Origin of the sequence: Streptomyces sp. NBC_01669, assembly GCF_026339735.1 — a bacterium.
GTDB lineage: Bacteria > Actinomycetota > Actinomycetes > Streptomycetales > Streptomycetaceae > Streptomyces > Streptomyces yanii.
The window spans coordinates 2,064,269-2,080,419 of sequence record NZ_JAPEQG010000001.1; the positions used below are offsets into that span (position 1 = coordinate 2,064,269).

Annotated in this window: 14 protein-coding genes; 6 read left to right on the forward strand and 8 right to left on the reverse strand. The window is 70.7% G+C overall.

Features of this window, described 5'->3' with window-relative positions:
* Window positions 1–43: 43 nt before the first annotated feature.
* Window positions 44–1,231, reverse strand: coding sequence for a lactonase family protein (locus tag OG972_RS08995; RefSeq protein WP_266979899.1), 1,188 nt, complete (start codon window positions 1,229–1,231; stop codon window positions 44–46).
* Window positions 1,232–1,486: 255 nt separating this feature from the next.
* Between OG972_RS08995 and OG972_RS09000 the strand changes: the two genes are divergently transcribed.
* From OG972_RS09000 to OG972_RS09010, 3 genes are all read left to right on the forward strand, one after another.
* Window positions 1,487–2,347: a TIM barrel protein gene (locus OG972_RS09000; RefSeq protein WP_266979900.1), complete on the forward strand. Its 861-nt coding sequence runs from the start codon at window positions 1,487–1,489 to the stop codon at window positions 2,345–2,347.
* A gap of 49 nt (window positions 2,348–2,396) precedes the next feature.
* The gene (locus tag OG972_RS09005) at window positions 2,397–3,296 is read left to right on the forward strand and encodes a 2-hydroxy-3-oxopropionate reductase (protein WP_266979901.1); all 900 of its coding nucleotides are present in this window, start codon (window positions 2,397–2,399) and stop codon (window positions 3,294–3,296) included.
* Between the two features lie 196 nt (window positions 3,297–3,492).
* Window positions 3,493–4,950 carry a catalase gene (locus OG972_RS09010; RefSeq protein WP_266979902.1) on the forward strand — a complete coding sequence of 486 codons (1,458 nt, stop codon included), beginning with the start codon at window positions 3,493–3,495 and terminating at the stop codon, window positions 4,948–4,950.
* A 439-nt stretch (window positions 4,951–5,389) separates the two neighbouring features.
* Here the strand turns inward: OG972_RS09010 and OG972_RS09015 are convergent, their stop codons facing one another.
* From OG972_RS09015 to gcl, 5 genes are all read right to left on the reverse strand, one after another.
* Entirely contained in the window at window positions 5,390–6,061 is a 672-nt protein-coding gene (locus tag OG972_RS09015) for a response regulator transcription factor (RefSeq protein ID WP_266979903.1), read from the reverse strand.
* Complete coding sequence (locus OG972_RS09020) at window positions 6,058–7,377, reverse strand: sensor histidine kinase (protein ID WP_266979905.1); 1,320 nt, start codon at window positions 7,375–7,377, stop codon at window positions 6,058–6,060. The genes OG972_RS09015 and OG972_RS09020 overlap by 4 nt, the downstream gene beginning before the upstream one ends.
* Window positions 7,378–7,552: 175 nt before the next feature.
* Window positions 7,553–8,719, reverse strand: a complete 1,167-nt coding sequence (locus tag OG972_RS09025; protein WP_266979907.1) for an acyltransferase — start codon at window positions 8,717–8,719, stop codon at window positions 7,553–7,555.
* Window positions 8,712–9,713, reverse strand: a complete 1,002-nt coding sequence (locus tag OG972_RS09030) for an alpha/beta hydrolase (RefSeq protein WP_266979909.1) — start codon at window positions 9,711–9,713, stop codon at window positions 8,712–8,714. Before OG972_RS09030 ends, OG972_RS09025 begins: the two co-directional genes overlap by 8 nt.
* Window positions 9,714–9,942: 229 nt before the next feature.
* Window positions 9,943–11,727 (reverse strand): glyoxylate carboligase, encoded by a 1,785-nt coding sequence (gene gcl, locus OG972_RS09035; RefSeq protein WP_266979911.1) that lies wholly within the window; start codon window positions 11,725–11,727, stop codon window positions 9,943–9,945.
* A 315-nt stretch (window positions 11,728–12,042) separates the two neighbouring features.
* On the opposite strand from gcl, the gene OG972_RS09040 reads away from it, so the two are divergent.
* Window positions 12,043–12,756, forward strand: coding sequence for a hypothetical protein (locus tag OG972_RS09040; RefSeq protein WP_266990358.1), 714 nt, complete (start codon window positions 12,043–12,045; stop codon window positions 12,754–12,756).
* Window positions 12,757–12,915: 159 nt separating this feature from the next.
* On the opposite strand, the gene OG972_RS09045 is transcribed toward OG972_RS09040, so the two are convergent.
* Window positions 12,916–14,031 (reverse strand): PP2C family protein-serine/threonine phosphatase, encoded by a 1,116-nt coding sequence (locus OG972_RS09045; protein ID WP_266979913.1) that lies wholly within the window; start codon window positions 14,029–14,031, stop codon window positions 12,916–12,918.
* Window positions 14,032–14,390: 359 nt separating this feature from the next.
* Entirely contained in the window at window positions 14,391–14,894 is a 504-nt protein-coding gene (locus OG972_RS09050) for an RICIN domain-containing protein (protein WP_266979915.1), read from the reverse strand.
* A 403-nt stretch (window positions 14,895–15,297) separates the two neighbouring features.
* Here OG972_RS09050 and OG972_RS09055 point away from each other — a divergent pair, with 403 nt between their 5' ends.
* The gene (locus tag OG972_RS09055; protein WP_266979917.1) at window positions 15,298–15,804 is read left to right on the forward strand and encodes a GNAT family N-acetyltransferase; all 507 of its coding nucleotides are present in this window, start codon (window positions 15,298–15,300) and stop codon (window positions 15,802–15,804) included.
* Window positions 15,805–15,929: 125 nt separating this feature from the next.
* Window positions 15,930–16,151 (forward strand): hypothetical protein, encoded by a 222-nt coding sequence (locus OG972_RS09060; RefSeq protein ID WP_266979919.1) that lies wholly within the window; start codon window positions 15,930–15,932, stop codon window positions 16,149–16,151.

Consider the following 16,151-nt stretch of genomic DNA (forward strand, 5'->3'; position numbering starts at 1 on the left):
CTCGGCCCCGACCCTAACGGACCACTGGGGTTTCGCGTCGGGATCAGCCGCGCCGGGACCCGAGCGGCAGCACGCAGACGGCCGCCGGAGCGGCGAACGGGGTGGTACCGGTGCGGCGCAGCCCGCCGTCGGCCCGGTCGACCGCGAAGACCGTCACCGTCCCGGACCTCTGATTGGCGGCGAAGAGCAGGCCCCCGTCCGGCGAGAAGGCGATGTGCCGGGGGAAGTCGCCGCCCACCGGCACCGCGTCGATCAGCCGCAGCGCTGCCCCGCCGCCCTCGACGGCGTAGCGGGTCAGGCTGTTGTGCCCGCGGTTGGCGAGGTAGGCGAAACGGCCGTCGCCGGTGACCAGGAGCTGGGCGGGATAGCTGGTGCCCGGGCCCGTTCCGGTGGCCTGCGGGGCCCCCGGGGTGAGGGTGCCGGTCGAGGGGTCGTAACCGCAGACGACGACGGTGTTGTCGACCTCGCAGGCGAGATAGGCGAAACGGCCGCCGGGGTGGAAGGCCAGGTGGCGCGGTCCTGCACCCGGGCGCAGGAGCGCGTACGAGACCTGGTGGAGCGCGCCCCGGCGCAGATCGAGCCGGTAGGTGTACACGGTGTCGTTGCCCAGGTCGACGGCGAGGACATGGCCGCCGTCGGGGGCGGTGACGATCTGATGGGCGTGAGGTCCGTCCTGGCCGGGACCGGGCGACGGGGTCGTGTGGGCGACCAGAGCGGTGCGCTCCCCCAGGGAGCCGTCGGCGGCGATCGGGTGGACGGCGACACTGCCCGAGGCGTAGTTGGCACTCAGCAGCCACCGCCCGGACGGGTGGACGGAGAGATGGCAGGGGCCGGCGCCACCGGTGGAGCGGGTGCCCAGCACCCGGAAGGTATCGTCCGCGGCGAGAGCCACGGCGGTCACGCCGCCCTGCTCCTGCTCATCGACGGCGTAGACCGTGGCGCCGGAGGGGTGCGGGGCGAGGTACGAGGGGTCGTCGACGCCGGTGACGGTGGTGCGCCCGGTGATTCTCCCGGTCGCCTGGTCGTACCCGGCCACACCGATCCCCGTGCCCCCTCCGGCGGTCGAGGTGTACGCCCCCAGGAGGAGCGTCCCGGACCGTCGGTCCGGGACGGCAGAAGTCTCCCGTCGGCTCGCGGGCCGGGCCGTCGTGGGCGGGGCCGGCGCGGTGGTGAGAGCGGCACCCGCCAGGAGCGCTCCGAGAAGGGTGCGGCGACTGGCGGGGGCGGTCATGTGGGGCACCTCGGGAGATCGGCGGCGGCTGTGCCAGCCACAGTGTCCTGCCCCGATCACCGCCGCAAGGGGCGCATATCCGCTGGAGCGGACGTTGTTGTCGGTCGACGTCAACCAGTGGCTGATCGACCGTGTCCGGACGAGCCCTGACCGGCCCGAATTCCGGTCACCCCCTTGACAGCCTCTCCACTCCCCGGGCAATCTTCCGTTAAGCAGAAACTAACTTCCGCAATACGGAAGGAGCGCCTGACCCTCATGGCCTCTCTCGATTCGCAGAAGACTGGGCCGGACCAGCGCTTCGATGTGAACCTTTCGATCCTCTTCACGGAACTCCCGCTCCTGGAGCGTCCCGCGGCCGCCGCCGCGGCGGGCTTCACGGCGGTCGAGCTGTGGTGGCCCTGGATCGAGACCCCCACCCCGCCGCAGAGCGAACTCGACGCCCTCAAGAAGGCGCTCGACGACGCGGGCACGCAGCTGGTGGGGCTGAACTTCTACGCCGGACAGCTACCCGGACCCGACCGCGGCGCGCTCTCCGTGCCCGGCCCGGAGTCGGACCGCTTCCGCGCCAATATCGAGGTGGTGGCCGACTTCGCCGCCTCGGTCGGCTGCAAGGCGCTCAACGCGCTCTACGGCAACCGCGTCGACGGCGTGGACCCGGCCGTGCAGGACGAGCTCGCCCTGGAGAACCTGGTCCTGGCCGCCCGCGCGGCCGACCGGATCGGGGCGGTCCTGCTGATCGAGACCCTGAACGAGCCGGAGTCGCCGCGCTACCCGCTGGTGAGCGCACCGGCCGGAATCGAGGTCGTCGACAAGGTCAACGCCGCGACGGGGCTCGGCAATGCGAAGTTCCTGCTGGACCTGTACCACCTGTCGATGAACGGCGAGAACCTGAGCCAGGTCATCTCCGCGTACGCCGACCGGACCGGTCACGTCCAGATCGCCGACAACCCGGGGCGCGGCGCGCCCGGCACCGGCTCCCTGCCGCTGGAGCAGCTCCTCGACGAGCTGACGAAGGCCGGTTACGACGGCTGGGTCGGCCTGGAGTACAAGTCCGGCGACCAGCCGAGCGCCGAGTCCTTCGCATGGCTCCCGGCCGAGGCCCGAGCGGCCCGCTGAGGGCGTCGGACTCCCCCTCGTACACACGTTTTCAGGAAGGCACCCCCTCATGAGCAACAACCTCCCCAAGGTTGCGTGGATCGGACTCGGCATCATGGGCTCCCCCATGTCCGAGAACCTGATCAAGGCCGGTTACGACGTCACCGGATACACCCTGGAGCAGGACAAGATCGACCGGTTGGCCGCGGCCGGCGGGCACGGCGCGGGTTCGATCGCCGAGGCGGTCCGGGACGCCGATGTCGTCATCACGATGGTGCCCGCGTCCCCGCACGTCGAGGCCATCGCGTACGGCCCCGAAGGCATCCTGGCGAACGCCAAGTCGGGCGCCCTGCTGATCGACATGTCCTCGATCACCCCGCAGACCTCCGTGGACCTCGCGAAGAACGCGAAGGAGAAGGGCATCCGGGTCCTGGACGCCCCGGTCTCCGGTGGCGAGGCCGGTGCGATCGAAGCCGTGCTGTCGATCATGGTCGGCGGCGAGCAGGCCGACTTCGACGCCGCGCAGCCGATCCTGCGGGCGCTCGGCAAGACGATCGTGCTCTGCGGCCCGCACGGCTCCGGCCAGACGGTGAAGGCCGCCAACCAGCTGATCGTCGCGGTCAACATCCAGGCCTGCGCCGAAGCCGTCGTCTTCCTGGAGAAGTCCGGGGTCGACCTCGCGGCCGCGCTCGACGTGCTGAACGGCGGACTGGCCGGCTCCACCGTACTGACCCGCAAGAAGGACAACTTCCTGAGGCGCGACTTCGCGCCGGGCTTCCGGATCGATCTGCACCACAAGGACATGGGCATCGTCACCGACGCCGCCCGTAATGTCGGTGCCGCGCTCCCCGTCGGCGCCGTCGTCGCCCAGCTCGTCGCCTCGCTCCGCGCGCAGGGCGACGGCGGCCTGGACCACTCGGCCCTGCTGCGCGCGGTTGAGCGCCTCTCGGGTCAGCCGGTCCAGGCCTGACCGGCCGCCCCACAGACTTCCGGATGGTGTCGGCGCTGACACCTGTCCTGTCGCGCCCAGGCGTCGACACCATCCGGAACACCTCAGCCCCAATTTCAACAAACTGTTGACGTCTGGTTCGGAGCGTACCTACGCTCCTGGAGCCCCCAGGGCGTCGCAGTTCAGCAGCTCCCGTACGGAAGGTCGCCCCGACACCATGACGCAGCGTGTGCTTACGACCGAGTCAGGCGCCCCGGTCGCCGACAACCAGAACTCCGCCACCGCCGGCGTCGGTGGCCCGATCCTCCTCCAGGACCAGCACCTGCTGGAGAAGCTCGCGCGCTTCAACCGGGAGCGCATCCCGGAGCGCGTGGTCCACGCCCGCGGTTCCGGCGCGTACGGCTACTTCGAGGTGACCGACGACGTCACCGGCTTCACCCGGGCCGACTTCCTCTCCGCCGTCGGCAAGCGCACCGAGACGTTCATCCGGTTCTCGACGGTCGCCGACTCGCTCGGCGGCGCCGACGCCGTACGCGACCCGCGCGGCTTCGCCCTCAAGTTCTACACGGACGAGGGCAATTACGACCTGGTCGGCAACAACACCCCGGTCTTCTTCATCAAGGACCCGATCAAGTTCCCCGACTTCATCCACTCGCAGAAGCGTGACCCGTTCACCGGCCGTCAGGAGCCGGACAACGTCTGGGACTTCTGGGCCCACGCCCCCGAGGCTACGCACCAGGTGACCTGGCTGATGGGCGACCGGGGCATTCCTGCCTCGTACCGCCACATGAACGGCTACGGCTCGCACACCTACCAGTGGACGAACGCCGAGGGCGAGGCCTTCTTCGTCAAGTACCACTTCAAGACGAACCAGGGCGTGCGCTCCCTCTCCAGCGAGCAGGCCGCCGAGCTCGCGGGCAAGGACAGCACCTCGCACCAGACGGACCTGCTGCAGGCCATCGAACGGGGCGTGAACCCGTCCTGGACCCTGTACGTGCAGGTCATGCCGGCCGCCGAGGCCGCCGACTACCGCTTCAACCCGTTCGACCTCACCAAGGTGTGGCCGCACAGCGACTACCCGCTGCAGCGCGTGGGCCGGCTGGTCCTGGACCGCAACCCGGACAATGTATTCGCCGAGGTCGAGCAGGCCGCGTTCTCCCCGAACAACTTCGTGCCCGGCATCGGCCCCTCCCCGGACAAGATGCTCCAGGGCCGCCTGTTCGCCTACGCCGACGCGCACCGCTACCGGCTGGGCGTCAACCACACCCACCTCCCGGTGAATGCGCCGCGGACGGCTGTCGTCGACAACTACGGCCGTGACGGTCTGCACGCCACCCGCAACGGTGCGCGCCACGACAAGAACTACGAGCCCAACTCGTATGCGGGCCCCGCCCAGACCGACGCGGCGCTTTCCGCCCCGCTGGCGATCCACGGCTGGACCGGCACCCACGCGGCGCCCGCCCACACCAAGGACGACGACTTCTTCCAGGCGGGCGAGCTCTACCGGCTGATGTCCGAGGACGAGAAGGGCCGCCTGGTCGCCAACATCGCCGGAGGCCTCTCCCAGGTCACCCGCGACGACGTGATCGAGAAGAACCTCGCCCACTTCCACGCCGCCGACGCCGACTACGGCAAGCGCGTCGAGGAAGCGGTCCGCGCCCTGCGCGAGGACTAGTGCCCCTCCCGGGACGGGCACTGGGGTCCTTCGTCCGGATCAGGCCGGATCGCCCCGTGAGAGCCCAGCCGTGATCCGAACGAGCGCCCCTGGAACACCAAGACCGCGCAAGAGACATGACGGGAGGTCATCTCTCCTGCGCTGTCCGTCCGGCCGGCCCTGAGGGGTGTCCGGCGGGACGGACGTGACCGAGGACCGCGGCGGCGTGCGAGCCAGTGCGGTGGTGAAGGCAGCCGGCGGCCGCTCTCGACCTGAGAGAGAGCGGACCCGGCCGCCCATCGCCCGCCGCCGCGGTCCCGGCGCAACAACCGGCCTCTCAGCCTGCAGAACTCCGCCCGGCGGCGCGAACGAAACGGTCGCGCCGGCCTCTCGCCGTCGGGCGGTCACCACCCCGGGCGGGGGTACGGCGGTCCCGTGCCCCCGCCCATTCGCCTGCACGTCAGTAGCCGGCCGGTCGCACCAGGCCCGTCTCGTAGGCGAAGACCGCCGCCTGCGTCCGGTCGCGCAGCCCCAGCTTGGCCAGTATCCGGCTCACATGGGTCTTCGCGGTCTGCTCCGCCACCACCAGCAACTGGGCTATCTCCGCGTTCGACAGACCCTGTGCGATCAGGGACAGCACCTCGGTCTCGCGTTCCGTCAGATCACCGATACGGTCCTTCAGCGGGGCCCGGGGGGCGGCGGTCATCCGGGAGAACTCCACGATCAGCCGCTTGGTGATATTCGGGGCGAGCAGCGCGTCACCGGCCGCCACCACCCTGACCGCACGGGCCAGTTCCTCGACCGACGCATCCTTCAGGAGAAAGCCGGACGCGCCGGCGCGCAACGCCTCGTACACGTACTCGTCGAGATCGAAGGTGGTCAGGATGAGCACCTTGACCCGGGCGTCGGGCGCCGAGGTGATGCGGCGGGTCGCCTCGATACCGCCGAGCACCGGCATCCTGACGTCCATGAGGACGACGTCCGGGGCGAGCTCGGCGACCTTGGCGACGGCGTCGAGGCCGTCCACCGCCTGACCGACGACCTCGATGCCGGGTTCGGCGTTGAGCAGCACTGTGAAACCCTGACGAACCATCACCTGGTCGTCGGCGATGAGTACGCGAATGGTCGTCACGGGGTTTCCTCGGCAGATTCGGCGGCCAGGGCAGGGGCGCTCACCGGCAGGATAGCCGTGACCTCGTAGCCGCCGTCCGGGGTCGCCCCGGCCGCGAGTTCGCCGCCCAGCATGGCAGCGCGTTCGCGCATCCCCAGCAGTCCGTGTCCCATGGACTGCGAGCGCGCGGGCGCCCCGTCGGGCGCGGTGTTGGTGATGCGGACGGTCAGCCCGGTCGTCCCGTAGGCCGTCTCCACCCGCACCTGCGCGCCGGGGGCGTGCCTCATCGCGTTGCTGAGCGCCTCCTGGATGATCCGGAAGGCCGACAGCTCGACACCGGGCGGCAGCGGGCGCGGCGCACCGGTGGTGGCGGTGGCGACCGTGAGCCCGGCAGCGCGCACATTGGCGACCAGTTCGTCGAGCCGGTCGAGGGTGGGCTGCGGGGTGTGCCTCACCCCTTGCGACAAGGCGTCCTCGGAGCGGAGCACGCCGAGCACATGGCGCAGTTCGGTGAGCGCCTCGACGGCATTCTGCCGGATGCCCGCGAGGTTCTCCCGGAGCTCGTCGGACGGGTTCTCGACCAGGTGCGGGGCGACCTGCGCCTGGATGGAGATCACCGACATGTGGTGGGCGACCACGTCGTGCAGCTCGCGGGCGATCCGGTTGCGCTCCTCCAGGAGGGTGCGCCGGGCCCGCTCACCGGCGGTGAGCTCTTCCTGGACGACGAGCTGGGTGCGGGCCACCCGCAGACCGCGCAGCGAGGCGCCGAGCACCACAGCGGCGATCAGGACCGGAGTGGAGCGGTAGATGACGTAGTTGTGCGGCGTGGTGGTGAAGAGGGTGCAGGACAGTCCGGCGACGAGAGTGATCACCAGCGCCCCGGCCGCGCGGCGGGGCGGGACCCGCAGCGCCAGCAGGAAGAGCGCCCCGCACTGGAGCGCGAGCCCGGGAACGCTCCATGGGAACAACTGGTCACGGCTCATATCGGGCTCGGAGAGCCGCGCGGTGACGACCATGAGGACGGTCGACGCCCACCAGGCCGACACCGGGCGGAACATCACGGCGACGAGCGCCGCCCCCTGGGCGAAGCCCAGCACCCCGTACTTGGGGATGCCGCCGCCGTCCCCCGGACTCATCTCGTTCACATAAAACACGGTGAGGAAGGTCGCGCAGATGACCAGCAGCATCCCGAACACCGGCCGCCAGACCGGCCATCCGGGCTGGCCCATGTCTGGCAGCGGGTCGGCGGGCGCCGTCAGATCCTCGAACAGGACGCGAGGCGCCCTCCGCAGGGTGGCCTTCACCCGCTCCTTGTCCCCCACCGGTTTCCACCTCATCCGGACCACCCTATGGGCTGCCCCGTAGTCCCTGACGGCCGCACGACAACAGCTACGGCACCTCGCCGCGTTGCCAGAACGTACGAATACATCCCGTATGTGCACACCCCTCCGCCTTGCGATGCACCGCATCTGACGCAGCGCGCCCTTCCGCCAGGGACTACGGGACAACCCCTTAGGCACGGCGCATCACCGAGGTCCTGGTGGGACGGTTCTCACGGACGATCCGGCCCTTCTCGCGTCGGGGCCGCCCCTCCTCGTACTTACGGAACGCCGCCCAGCAGACCAGCAGCGCCACGGCGAACACCGGCAGCCACGCCAGACGGGCGAACACCCATCCCGAATCCCTGGGCACCGTGTGCAGTCCGGGCAGCGCCTCTCCCGCGAGCAGGCCGATGGCGGTGACCGCCATCATCGCGGTCTGGTGCCAGAGGAATATCGTCATCGCGGAGAGGTTGACCAGCGCCACCGCCGCCCAGGCCGCAGGGCGGCGCAGGACCCGCCGCAGCGGGCCGAGCAGCAGCCGGGCCGCGCCGCACTGGGCGAGACCGAAGGCGACGGCCGCGAGGGTGGGTGGGTCGAGGTTGGAGATCCTGCTGCCCGGCACCCCGACCATGGACGCGGGGTAGCCGGCCCACAGGACGAGTCCGGCGGTGGCGATGGCCCCGACGAGCAGCAGCGCCCATCCGGTCGCCCGGCTCTGCAGGCCGCCGCGGGCCCAGGTCGTGCCCAGGCAGTAGGGGACCAGCCAGCCGGCCGCCACATTGATCCAGCCGAGCCAGGTGGGTCCGCCCAGTCCGAACCGGATCAGGTCGACATGGAGCACCACGGCGAGCGGCCAGAGCGGATGGAGCCTGGAGACCAGTGGGGTGACCGCGGTCAGCGCCGCGAAGACGAGCAGGAACCAGAGCGGCGACAGCACCAGCTTGAGCAATGCGTGCACGGTCTCCGTGCCCACCCCGGAGGCGAGCAGCGTGCCCGCGATCACGGTCCACACCACCAGCACGGCGGCGACCGGCCGGAACAGCCGGAGCATCCGGGCGCCGAGCCACTGCCCGTACCTGGTGCCGCGGGCGCGGGCGGAGGCGTAGCTCTTCGCCGCCACCTGTCCGCCGACGAGGAAGAAGACCGCGAGGGTCTGGAACAGCCAGGAGACCGGGATCAGTTCGGGCATGTGCTGGAGGGGGCTGGCGGCGCGCACCGTGCCGGTGTCGGCGATCAGGGCGGTGACCAGCCAGTGGCCGAGCACCACGCCCAGGATGGCGAGGGCGCGCAGGGCGTCGACTGCCCGGTCGCGGCCGGGCGGGGTGGCTGCGTCGATCCGCCGGACGAGTTCACGCATGACGGCCCTCCTCGGCAGGGGTCCGGCCGGAGACGATCCGGGCGAGGTTCTTCAGGGATAAGGAGCCGGGCTTCAGGTAGTCGCTGTGGCCGCCGTCGCCCGCCGCGAAGTGCCGGGCACCGAACTCGGGCGAGACCGGGTCCGTCCCGAACCCGAAGGTGACGAAGGGAAGTCGGAGCCGTGCGTGCGGTACGTGGCCGATCCAGTCGCTGCCGCCCCGGCCCGCCCAGACGGTGGCCGGGGTGTGCAGCGCTGCGACGCTGTGCGCGCCGGTGCCGGGACTGCCGTACAGGACGATGTCCGAGACCTTCAGATCGGACGCGGCCTCGGCGCAGACGACGGAGCCGTAGGAGTGACAGAGCAGCGTGATCCGGGCGGACGGCTTGGACCTCTTCAACTCGTTCAGGAATGCGCGCAGTTCGGGGGCGGCATGCTCGGCCAGGCCGGGGGTCACCGCTTCCGGGCTCACCGTGGCCGGCGTTGCGTACCCGAGCCAGCCGATGACTGCCGATCCGTCGCCGAGCTCCCGCTGGAGCGCGACACCGCCGGCCCGCAACCGCCAGTACTTGTCGAGACCGATGCCCGCACCCGGGACCAGCACCGCGATCCGGCGTGCCGTGGACAGATCACCGAAGACCTCGACGCTGCGTCCACCGTCGCGGCCGTCGAAGAAGAGGAAGTGGCGTTCCGGGTCGGCCAGTTCGCGCAGCGCGGCGGCCCGCTTCCGGTCGCCGTGGCCGGTGGCCATCCGTTCGGCCGCCTGGATGGAGCCTCGGTTGACGGCATATCGCACGGCCAGGGCGGCGGGGGTCGCACGCAGCGGGGCGAGGGCGGCGGGGGCGGGCGCCGGGACCGCGGAGGGGCGTGCCGCACCCGAGACGGGCACGGCGACCGCGGCGATGACGAGGGCGGCGAGGAGGGTACGGGCGCCGCGCGGGCGGCTCGTGAAGAGACGGCGCGTGCGCGGGCGGCTCCTGGGCTGGCGGGGCACCATAGGTGGATGGTCCTTCCGTACCGGATGTCCGTCGTGCTTCCGGTACAGAAGCTAGGGAGCAGACCGCGTGGTCGGCGTCCACCCGTGGAGGGCACCTTCCGCGTAGCTCTCAAGTACTACGGGTAGGGGCGTCGGCCGGGTTCGCCCCGGCCAGGACGGGCAGGTGGGGGCGGATCACCGGGTTCCGGTGATCCGCCCCCACCTGGGAGACATACCGAGGAGTGGTGCGTCAGCTCGCCACGAACGGGCGGATCGCCGTCGGGGCATGGCCCGGCTCGGTGGCGATGTCCTCCCACTCGTTCACGGCGTCGATCCCGGCGCCGCTCATCGAGATGTTGGTGATGCGCTCCAGGATCGCCTCGACGACCACCGGGACGCGGAACTCGGCGGCCAACTTCTTGGCCTCCTCGAACGCGGGCAGAAGCTTGTCCGGCTCGGTGACCCGGATCGCCTTGCAGCCCAGCCCCTCCACGACCTTGACATGGTCGACGCCGTAGACACCCAGCTCCGGGGAGTTGATGTTCTCGAACTCCAGGTTGACCTGGAAGTTGATGTCCAGGTTGCGCTGTGCCTGGCGGATCAGCCCCAGGTAGGAATTGTTCACCAGGACATGGACGTACGGGATGTTGTGCTGCGCGCCGACCGCCAGTTCCTCCAGCATGAACTGGAAGTCGTAGTCCCCGGAGAGCGCGACGACCTGGCCCTCGGGGTCGGCGGTGGCGACACCCAGCGCGGCGGGGATGGTCCAGCCGAGCGGGCCGGCCTGGCCGCAGTTGATCCAGTGGCGCGGCCGGTAGACGTGCAGCATCTGCGCGCCGGCGATCTGGGAGAGGCCGATCGTGGTGACGTAGCGGGTCTCCGGTCCGAAGGCCCGGTTCATCTCCTCGTACACCCGCTGCGGCTTCAGCGGCACTTGGTCGAAGTGGGTGCGGCGCTGCAGCTTCGCCCTGCGCTCCTGGGTGGAGGCGGCCCAGGCGCTGCGGTCCGGCAGCCTGCCCGCGGCCTTGAGCTCCTTGGCCACCTCGACAAAGAGTTCCAGCGCGGCCCTGGCGTCCGAGGCGATACCGAGGTCCGGCGGGAAGATCTTGCCGAGCTGGGTGGGCTCGATGTCGACGTGGACGAACTTCCGGCCCTTGGTGTAGACGGCCAGGTCGCCGGTGTGGCGGTTGGCCCAGCGGTTGCCTATGCCGAGGACGAAGTCCGACTCCAGGAAGTTCGCGTTGCCGTAGCGGTGCGAGGTCTGGAGGCCGACCATCCCGGCGTTGAGCTCGTGGTCGTCGGCGAGGATGCCCCAGCCCATCAGCGTCGGGATGACCGGGGTACCGGTCAGCTCGGCGAACTCGACGAGGAGTTCGCAGGCGTCGGCGTTGATGATGCCGCCACCGGCGACGATCACCGGGCGCTCGGCGGCGAGCAGGAAATCGATCGCCTTCTCGATCTGGGCGCGGGACGCGGCCGGCTTGTAGACGGGCAGCGGCTGGTACGTCTCCGGGTCGAACTCGATCTCGGTCAGCTGGACGTCGATGGGCAGGTCGATGAGGACCGGACCCGGGCGGCCCGAGCGCATCAGGTGGAAGGCCTGCTGGAAGACGCCGGGCACCTGCGCGGCCTCCAGGACGGTCGTCGCGGCCTTGGTCACCGGCTTGGCGATCGACGCGATGTCGACGGCCTGGAAGTCCTCCTTGTGGAGCTTGGCCACCGGCGCCTGGCCGGTGATGCAGAGAATCGGGATGGAGTCGGCGATCGCCGAGTAGAGCCCGGTGATCATGTCCGTGCCGGCGGGTCCCGACGTACCGATGCAGACGCCGATGTTGCCGGCCCTGCTCCGGGTGTAGCCCTCGGCCATGTGGGACGCGCCCTCGACATGGCGGGCCAGGGTGTGGTCGATGCCACCACCGGCCTTGAGCGCCGCATAGAAGGGGTTGATCGCCGCTCCCGGCACGCCGAACGCGTGGCTGACGCCTTCCAGCTTGAGGATCTCAACTGCCGCTCGGGCAGCGGTCATTCGAGGCATTTGAGTACTCCTGCTCGGACCTGGTGGAGTCGGGCTCTGTCGCGCCACCTGAGAGCGCCAATTCCGTATTACGGAAGTTCATTTCTGCTATACGGAAGCAATCTAAGCGGCCGTCGGTCGGCCGTCAAGAGAGGGCGCCGGGCCCGCTGCCACGCGGTGCCGGAACAGCCGCGAATCCTCCAAGTCACTCCCCCACGCCCCACTCGTGGTGGAGCATGAGGGCACGGGGCGCGGTCGGACGGTGACGGCCACGGAGCGCCGACGCGCCCGAAGACAGGCACCGGGGCGCGGCAGCGGTGCCGGAGGGAGGCCATGGTGGAGCCCGTGCCGGTACGCTGCCCGGCCTGCCGCCGCGAGCACGCGTACCTCACACCGGTCTACCCGTGCCCGTGCGGGTCCCCCACCGCCGCCCCGATGCTGCGCGGCGCCGCGCCCGAGCCGATCACGCACCGCACCTGGAACGACGACTGGGTGACCGTGCGCTGCCGCGCCTGCGGACGCCATGACCAGTGGCCGCAGCCGGAGCTGTGCTGCCCGTGCGGGACGGTGCTGCGGATCCCGGTCGGACCGGTCACGGCGGCCGGCGCCGACCCTGCGGACGGAGTCCGGCCGTCTCACATCCCGCTGCCGCGCACGGCGCCCGCCCCCCGCCCGTCGTTCCGACCGATGACGATCCGCACCGGCCGCGACGCGGTCACGGCCGCCGCGATGTATCTGCGGTGGCTGGGCTACCGCGACGTCGTCATTCCGGCGGAGCGGCCCTCGTCGCGGATCGATCTGCGCGCCGCCGGACTGATCGCCCAGGTCGACTCGACCACCCGGCCGAGCACCCTGCGCGACGTCGAATGTCTCTGGCTGAACGCCCTCAACACATCGGTGACCAGCGTCTTCTTCTCGCTGGCGGGGTATGGGCAGGACGCCGGGGCGCGCGCCGACGGGCTCGGTATCCCGCTCTTCGTGATGGACCTCACCGGGACCCCGCAGCCGGTGAACGGTCCGGCGGACGAGCTGCTCTCCACAGGGGCCTGAGGGTGTCCGCACAAGAGCGCCGTCCGCCCGCAGGAAGGGGCCGCGGCGACCGGCGCGGCACATCGCAGGGCGCCGGAGCATCCTGACAGCGGAGGGGTTCGGGCGTTGCGGCAGTGATCAAGGCATCTGGAGCACGGTGCTGCGGACACGGCGGCCGGGTCAAAGCTGCACGATGACCAGGGCGGTGTCGTCGGTGACGCCGCCGAGCGGGAGCAGGTCGGCCAGCAGGGCGTCCGCGAGGGTTTCGGGGTCGGCTGTCCGGTGGCTCGCCAGGGAGCGGGCGAGCCGTGCGAGACCGGTGTCGATGTCTTCGCGGCGGCGCTCGATCAGGCCGTCGGTGTACAGCGCGAGGACGGACCCCTCCGTGAAGGGCACGGTGGCCTGTGGCCGGGGGGCGGGTTCGGGGCGGGCGCCGAGCGGGGGGTCGGTGGCCTGGTCCAGGAACTCGACGGTTCCGTCCTCGTGCAGGAGGACCGGCGGAGGGTGGCCCGCGCTGCTGTAGGTGATGGTGTGGGTGTTCCAGTCGATGAACGTGTTCGCCACAGTGGTGTTCTCGGCGCCGTCGACCGAGCGGGCGTACAGCCCGAGGACTTCCAGCGCACGGGCGGGGCCTTCGGTGACACGGGAGGCGGCGCTGAGCGCGCTGCGCAGTTGCCCCATGACCTGAGCCGCAGACAGGCCGTGGCCGACGACGTCGCCGACGGCGACCGCGATGCGGTCGCCGGGCAGTTCGACCAGGTCGTACCAGTCACCGCACACGTCCAGCGCGTCGACGGCGGGCCGGTAGCGTGCGGCCGCCGAGTGGCGCCCGACCGGGCGGAGAGCGGGCAGCATCGCCTCCTGCAGGCTCAGCGCGACCACGCGGGCGCGGATGAGCTCGGTGACGTCCTCCACACGGTGCATCAGCAGCGACACCCGCCCGTCCGAACCGAAGACGGGAATGTTGATCATGGTCAAGTAGCGCTCGCCCGACACCCAGGGCCGGTCGGGATCCTCCATGTCGTAGCGCTGCACCTCCATGGTGTCGCGCTCACCGGTTTCCGTCACCCGACGTAGTGACGCCTCGATGTTGCGCACCACGGCCGCGCCGGGGTCGTTCGGGCTGTGGGCAAAATCGTCGCGCATGTCGCAACCGATGACTTGGCTGCGAGTGCGGCCCAGCACGCGCAAAAACTCTTCGTTGACGTCCGCGTAGACCAGCTGCGGGGTCAGCAGCGCCACCGCACCGGGCAGGGCCTGGAACACCGCTGCGTAATCGATCTCCGGTTCCGTCACGTCTGCCCCGCCTCGACGCCGCCGCTGGTGTGTCTTTTCACGATAGGCACGGCAAGCCGAAGCAGCGATACTTCTCTTCCCGTGGGGCTGAGCAGGTCACACGGTTGGCCCCGGCGGCTGCCGGCGAGGGCCGGGAGAGCCGGATCGGCAGCCTGGCAGGCACGTCACGGAGGAGCAGCCGGTACGCGGTCGACGCGGCGCCCCGTCAACCGGTCGCACGGATCGGTCCGTGCGACCGGCGGCGTGCCGGATCTTCGCGCTGTGCGTCGTCCGCTGTCCCCGACCGAACGTGGCCGGGTCCCCGAAGGAGAACCCGGCCACACGGTGTCAACGTCTGCCCCACGGGTCCCCGCGAGGACTCAGAGGTTGTCGGGTTCCCAGACGGGCAGCCAGACGTCGTTGGTCGTCCCCTGGGCGGTGCAGTCGTACTGGACGAGGGGGCGTCCGGCGCCTACTCCCCCCGCGACGTTGAGACACATGTCGCTGGACTTGACGACGATCTGGTAGCCGATGCCCTCGGGTACGAGCCTCCACAGTGCGTTGTCGGAGTTGCTGCAGGTGTACTGGATGACCGGGGTGCCGTTGGCGGTACCGCCTCCGCTGACGTTGAGGCACTTGCCGCTGCTGACGGACTTGAACCGGTAGTAGCCGCCCGCGACCGCATTCGCTTCCCAGCGCTCGTTGGCCGCAAGGGACCACGGGTACTGGATGATCGGGACGCCGTTGCCCTGGGCCGCTCCCCGCACGTTGGCGACCTGGCCCGGAGCGGCGGCCAGTCTCAGAGTCAGCTGCTTGGCGACGACGGACCGTGGGGCTGCCCCCGCGGGGTCGCTGGCGACGGCCGGGCTGAATGAGCCAGACACCAGCGCGGCACTGGTTGCGACGGCCCCCAGGCCCACAGCCCACCGCTTGCAAGATTTCACGTTCATTTCTCCGATCCCGCTGCCGCACACGTCGACCCCAATGTCGCCATGCGCAACCAGCTCGCTACAGAAGGTAGCGAGTCGGTTGCATGCGCCACAGATGACATTGGGGTCGCGCGGAAATCGACAAACGCCTCCGCACGCCCCCTCGGTACCAGCAGCATCACCCTTGGCGGCCGTTTGTCGTGCTTGACCGTCCGTCAGGGAGCCCTACGCGGTCCGGCCCGTCCACGCTGACGCACCACACCCGCGCCCCGGGACCACGCCCGGCCGGCCCCGGAACCGCGGGCCGGCAATCCGGGGCCCCTGCCTCCGCACCGGCCGCCGACGCCATACTGGCGGCATGCGCATCCGTCCCGCACGCCGCTCCGATCTCCCGCTGCTCCAGGACATCGAACGCGCCGCCGGCGAACCGTTCCGCACCCTCGGCATGTCCGCCGTCTCGGACGACGACCCGCCACCCCTCGACCTGCTTGACGACTACCGCAGGGCCGGCCGCGCCTGGGTGGCCATCGCATCCGACGACCTCCCCGTCGGCTACCTGATCGCCGACGAGGTCGACGGCGCGGCCCATGTCGAGCAGGTCTCGGTCCATCCGTCCGCCGCCCGGCGCGGCGTGGGCCGGGCGCTCATCGACCACCTGGCCGGCTGGGCGGGCGACCGGCGGCTCGTGGCCCTCACCCTGACGACGTTCTCCCATGTCCCGTGGAACGCGCCGTACTACACGCGCCTCGGCTTCCGTACGCTCGCGGAGTCCGAACTCACCGACGGGCTGCGGAAGATCAGGGCGGAGGAGGCGGAACACGGCCTGGACCGCTGGCCCAGGGTCTGCATGCGACGCGAACTCTGACCCGGCGTCAAACCCCCTGACCCCGGAGCGGAACCGGTCGGCGACAGCGAGTGCAATCGGTCACGTTCGCGCCTGGGGCCACAATTGTTCGGGCTGTGTCAGTGGGCCGCCGTAAGATAGCGCGCATGGTCTTAATTCCACGACACTCCTCCTCTTCCGACCCGCTGCACGCCGCACAGCCGACACACCCGTCCGCCGTCGAGGCGAACGAGGCGATCCGTGCGCTGGTGGACGCGCGAGCCGGGCAGGACTGGTCGTCCGTGGAGTCCGCGGCGTACGAGGTACTGCTCATCGAGTGGGCGGCGGCGACCCGCGGCGCTGCCGGCGACATCATCGAAGCCGCCTGA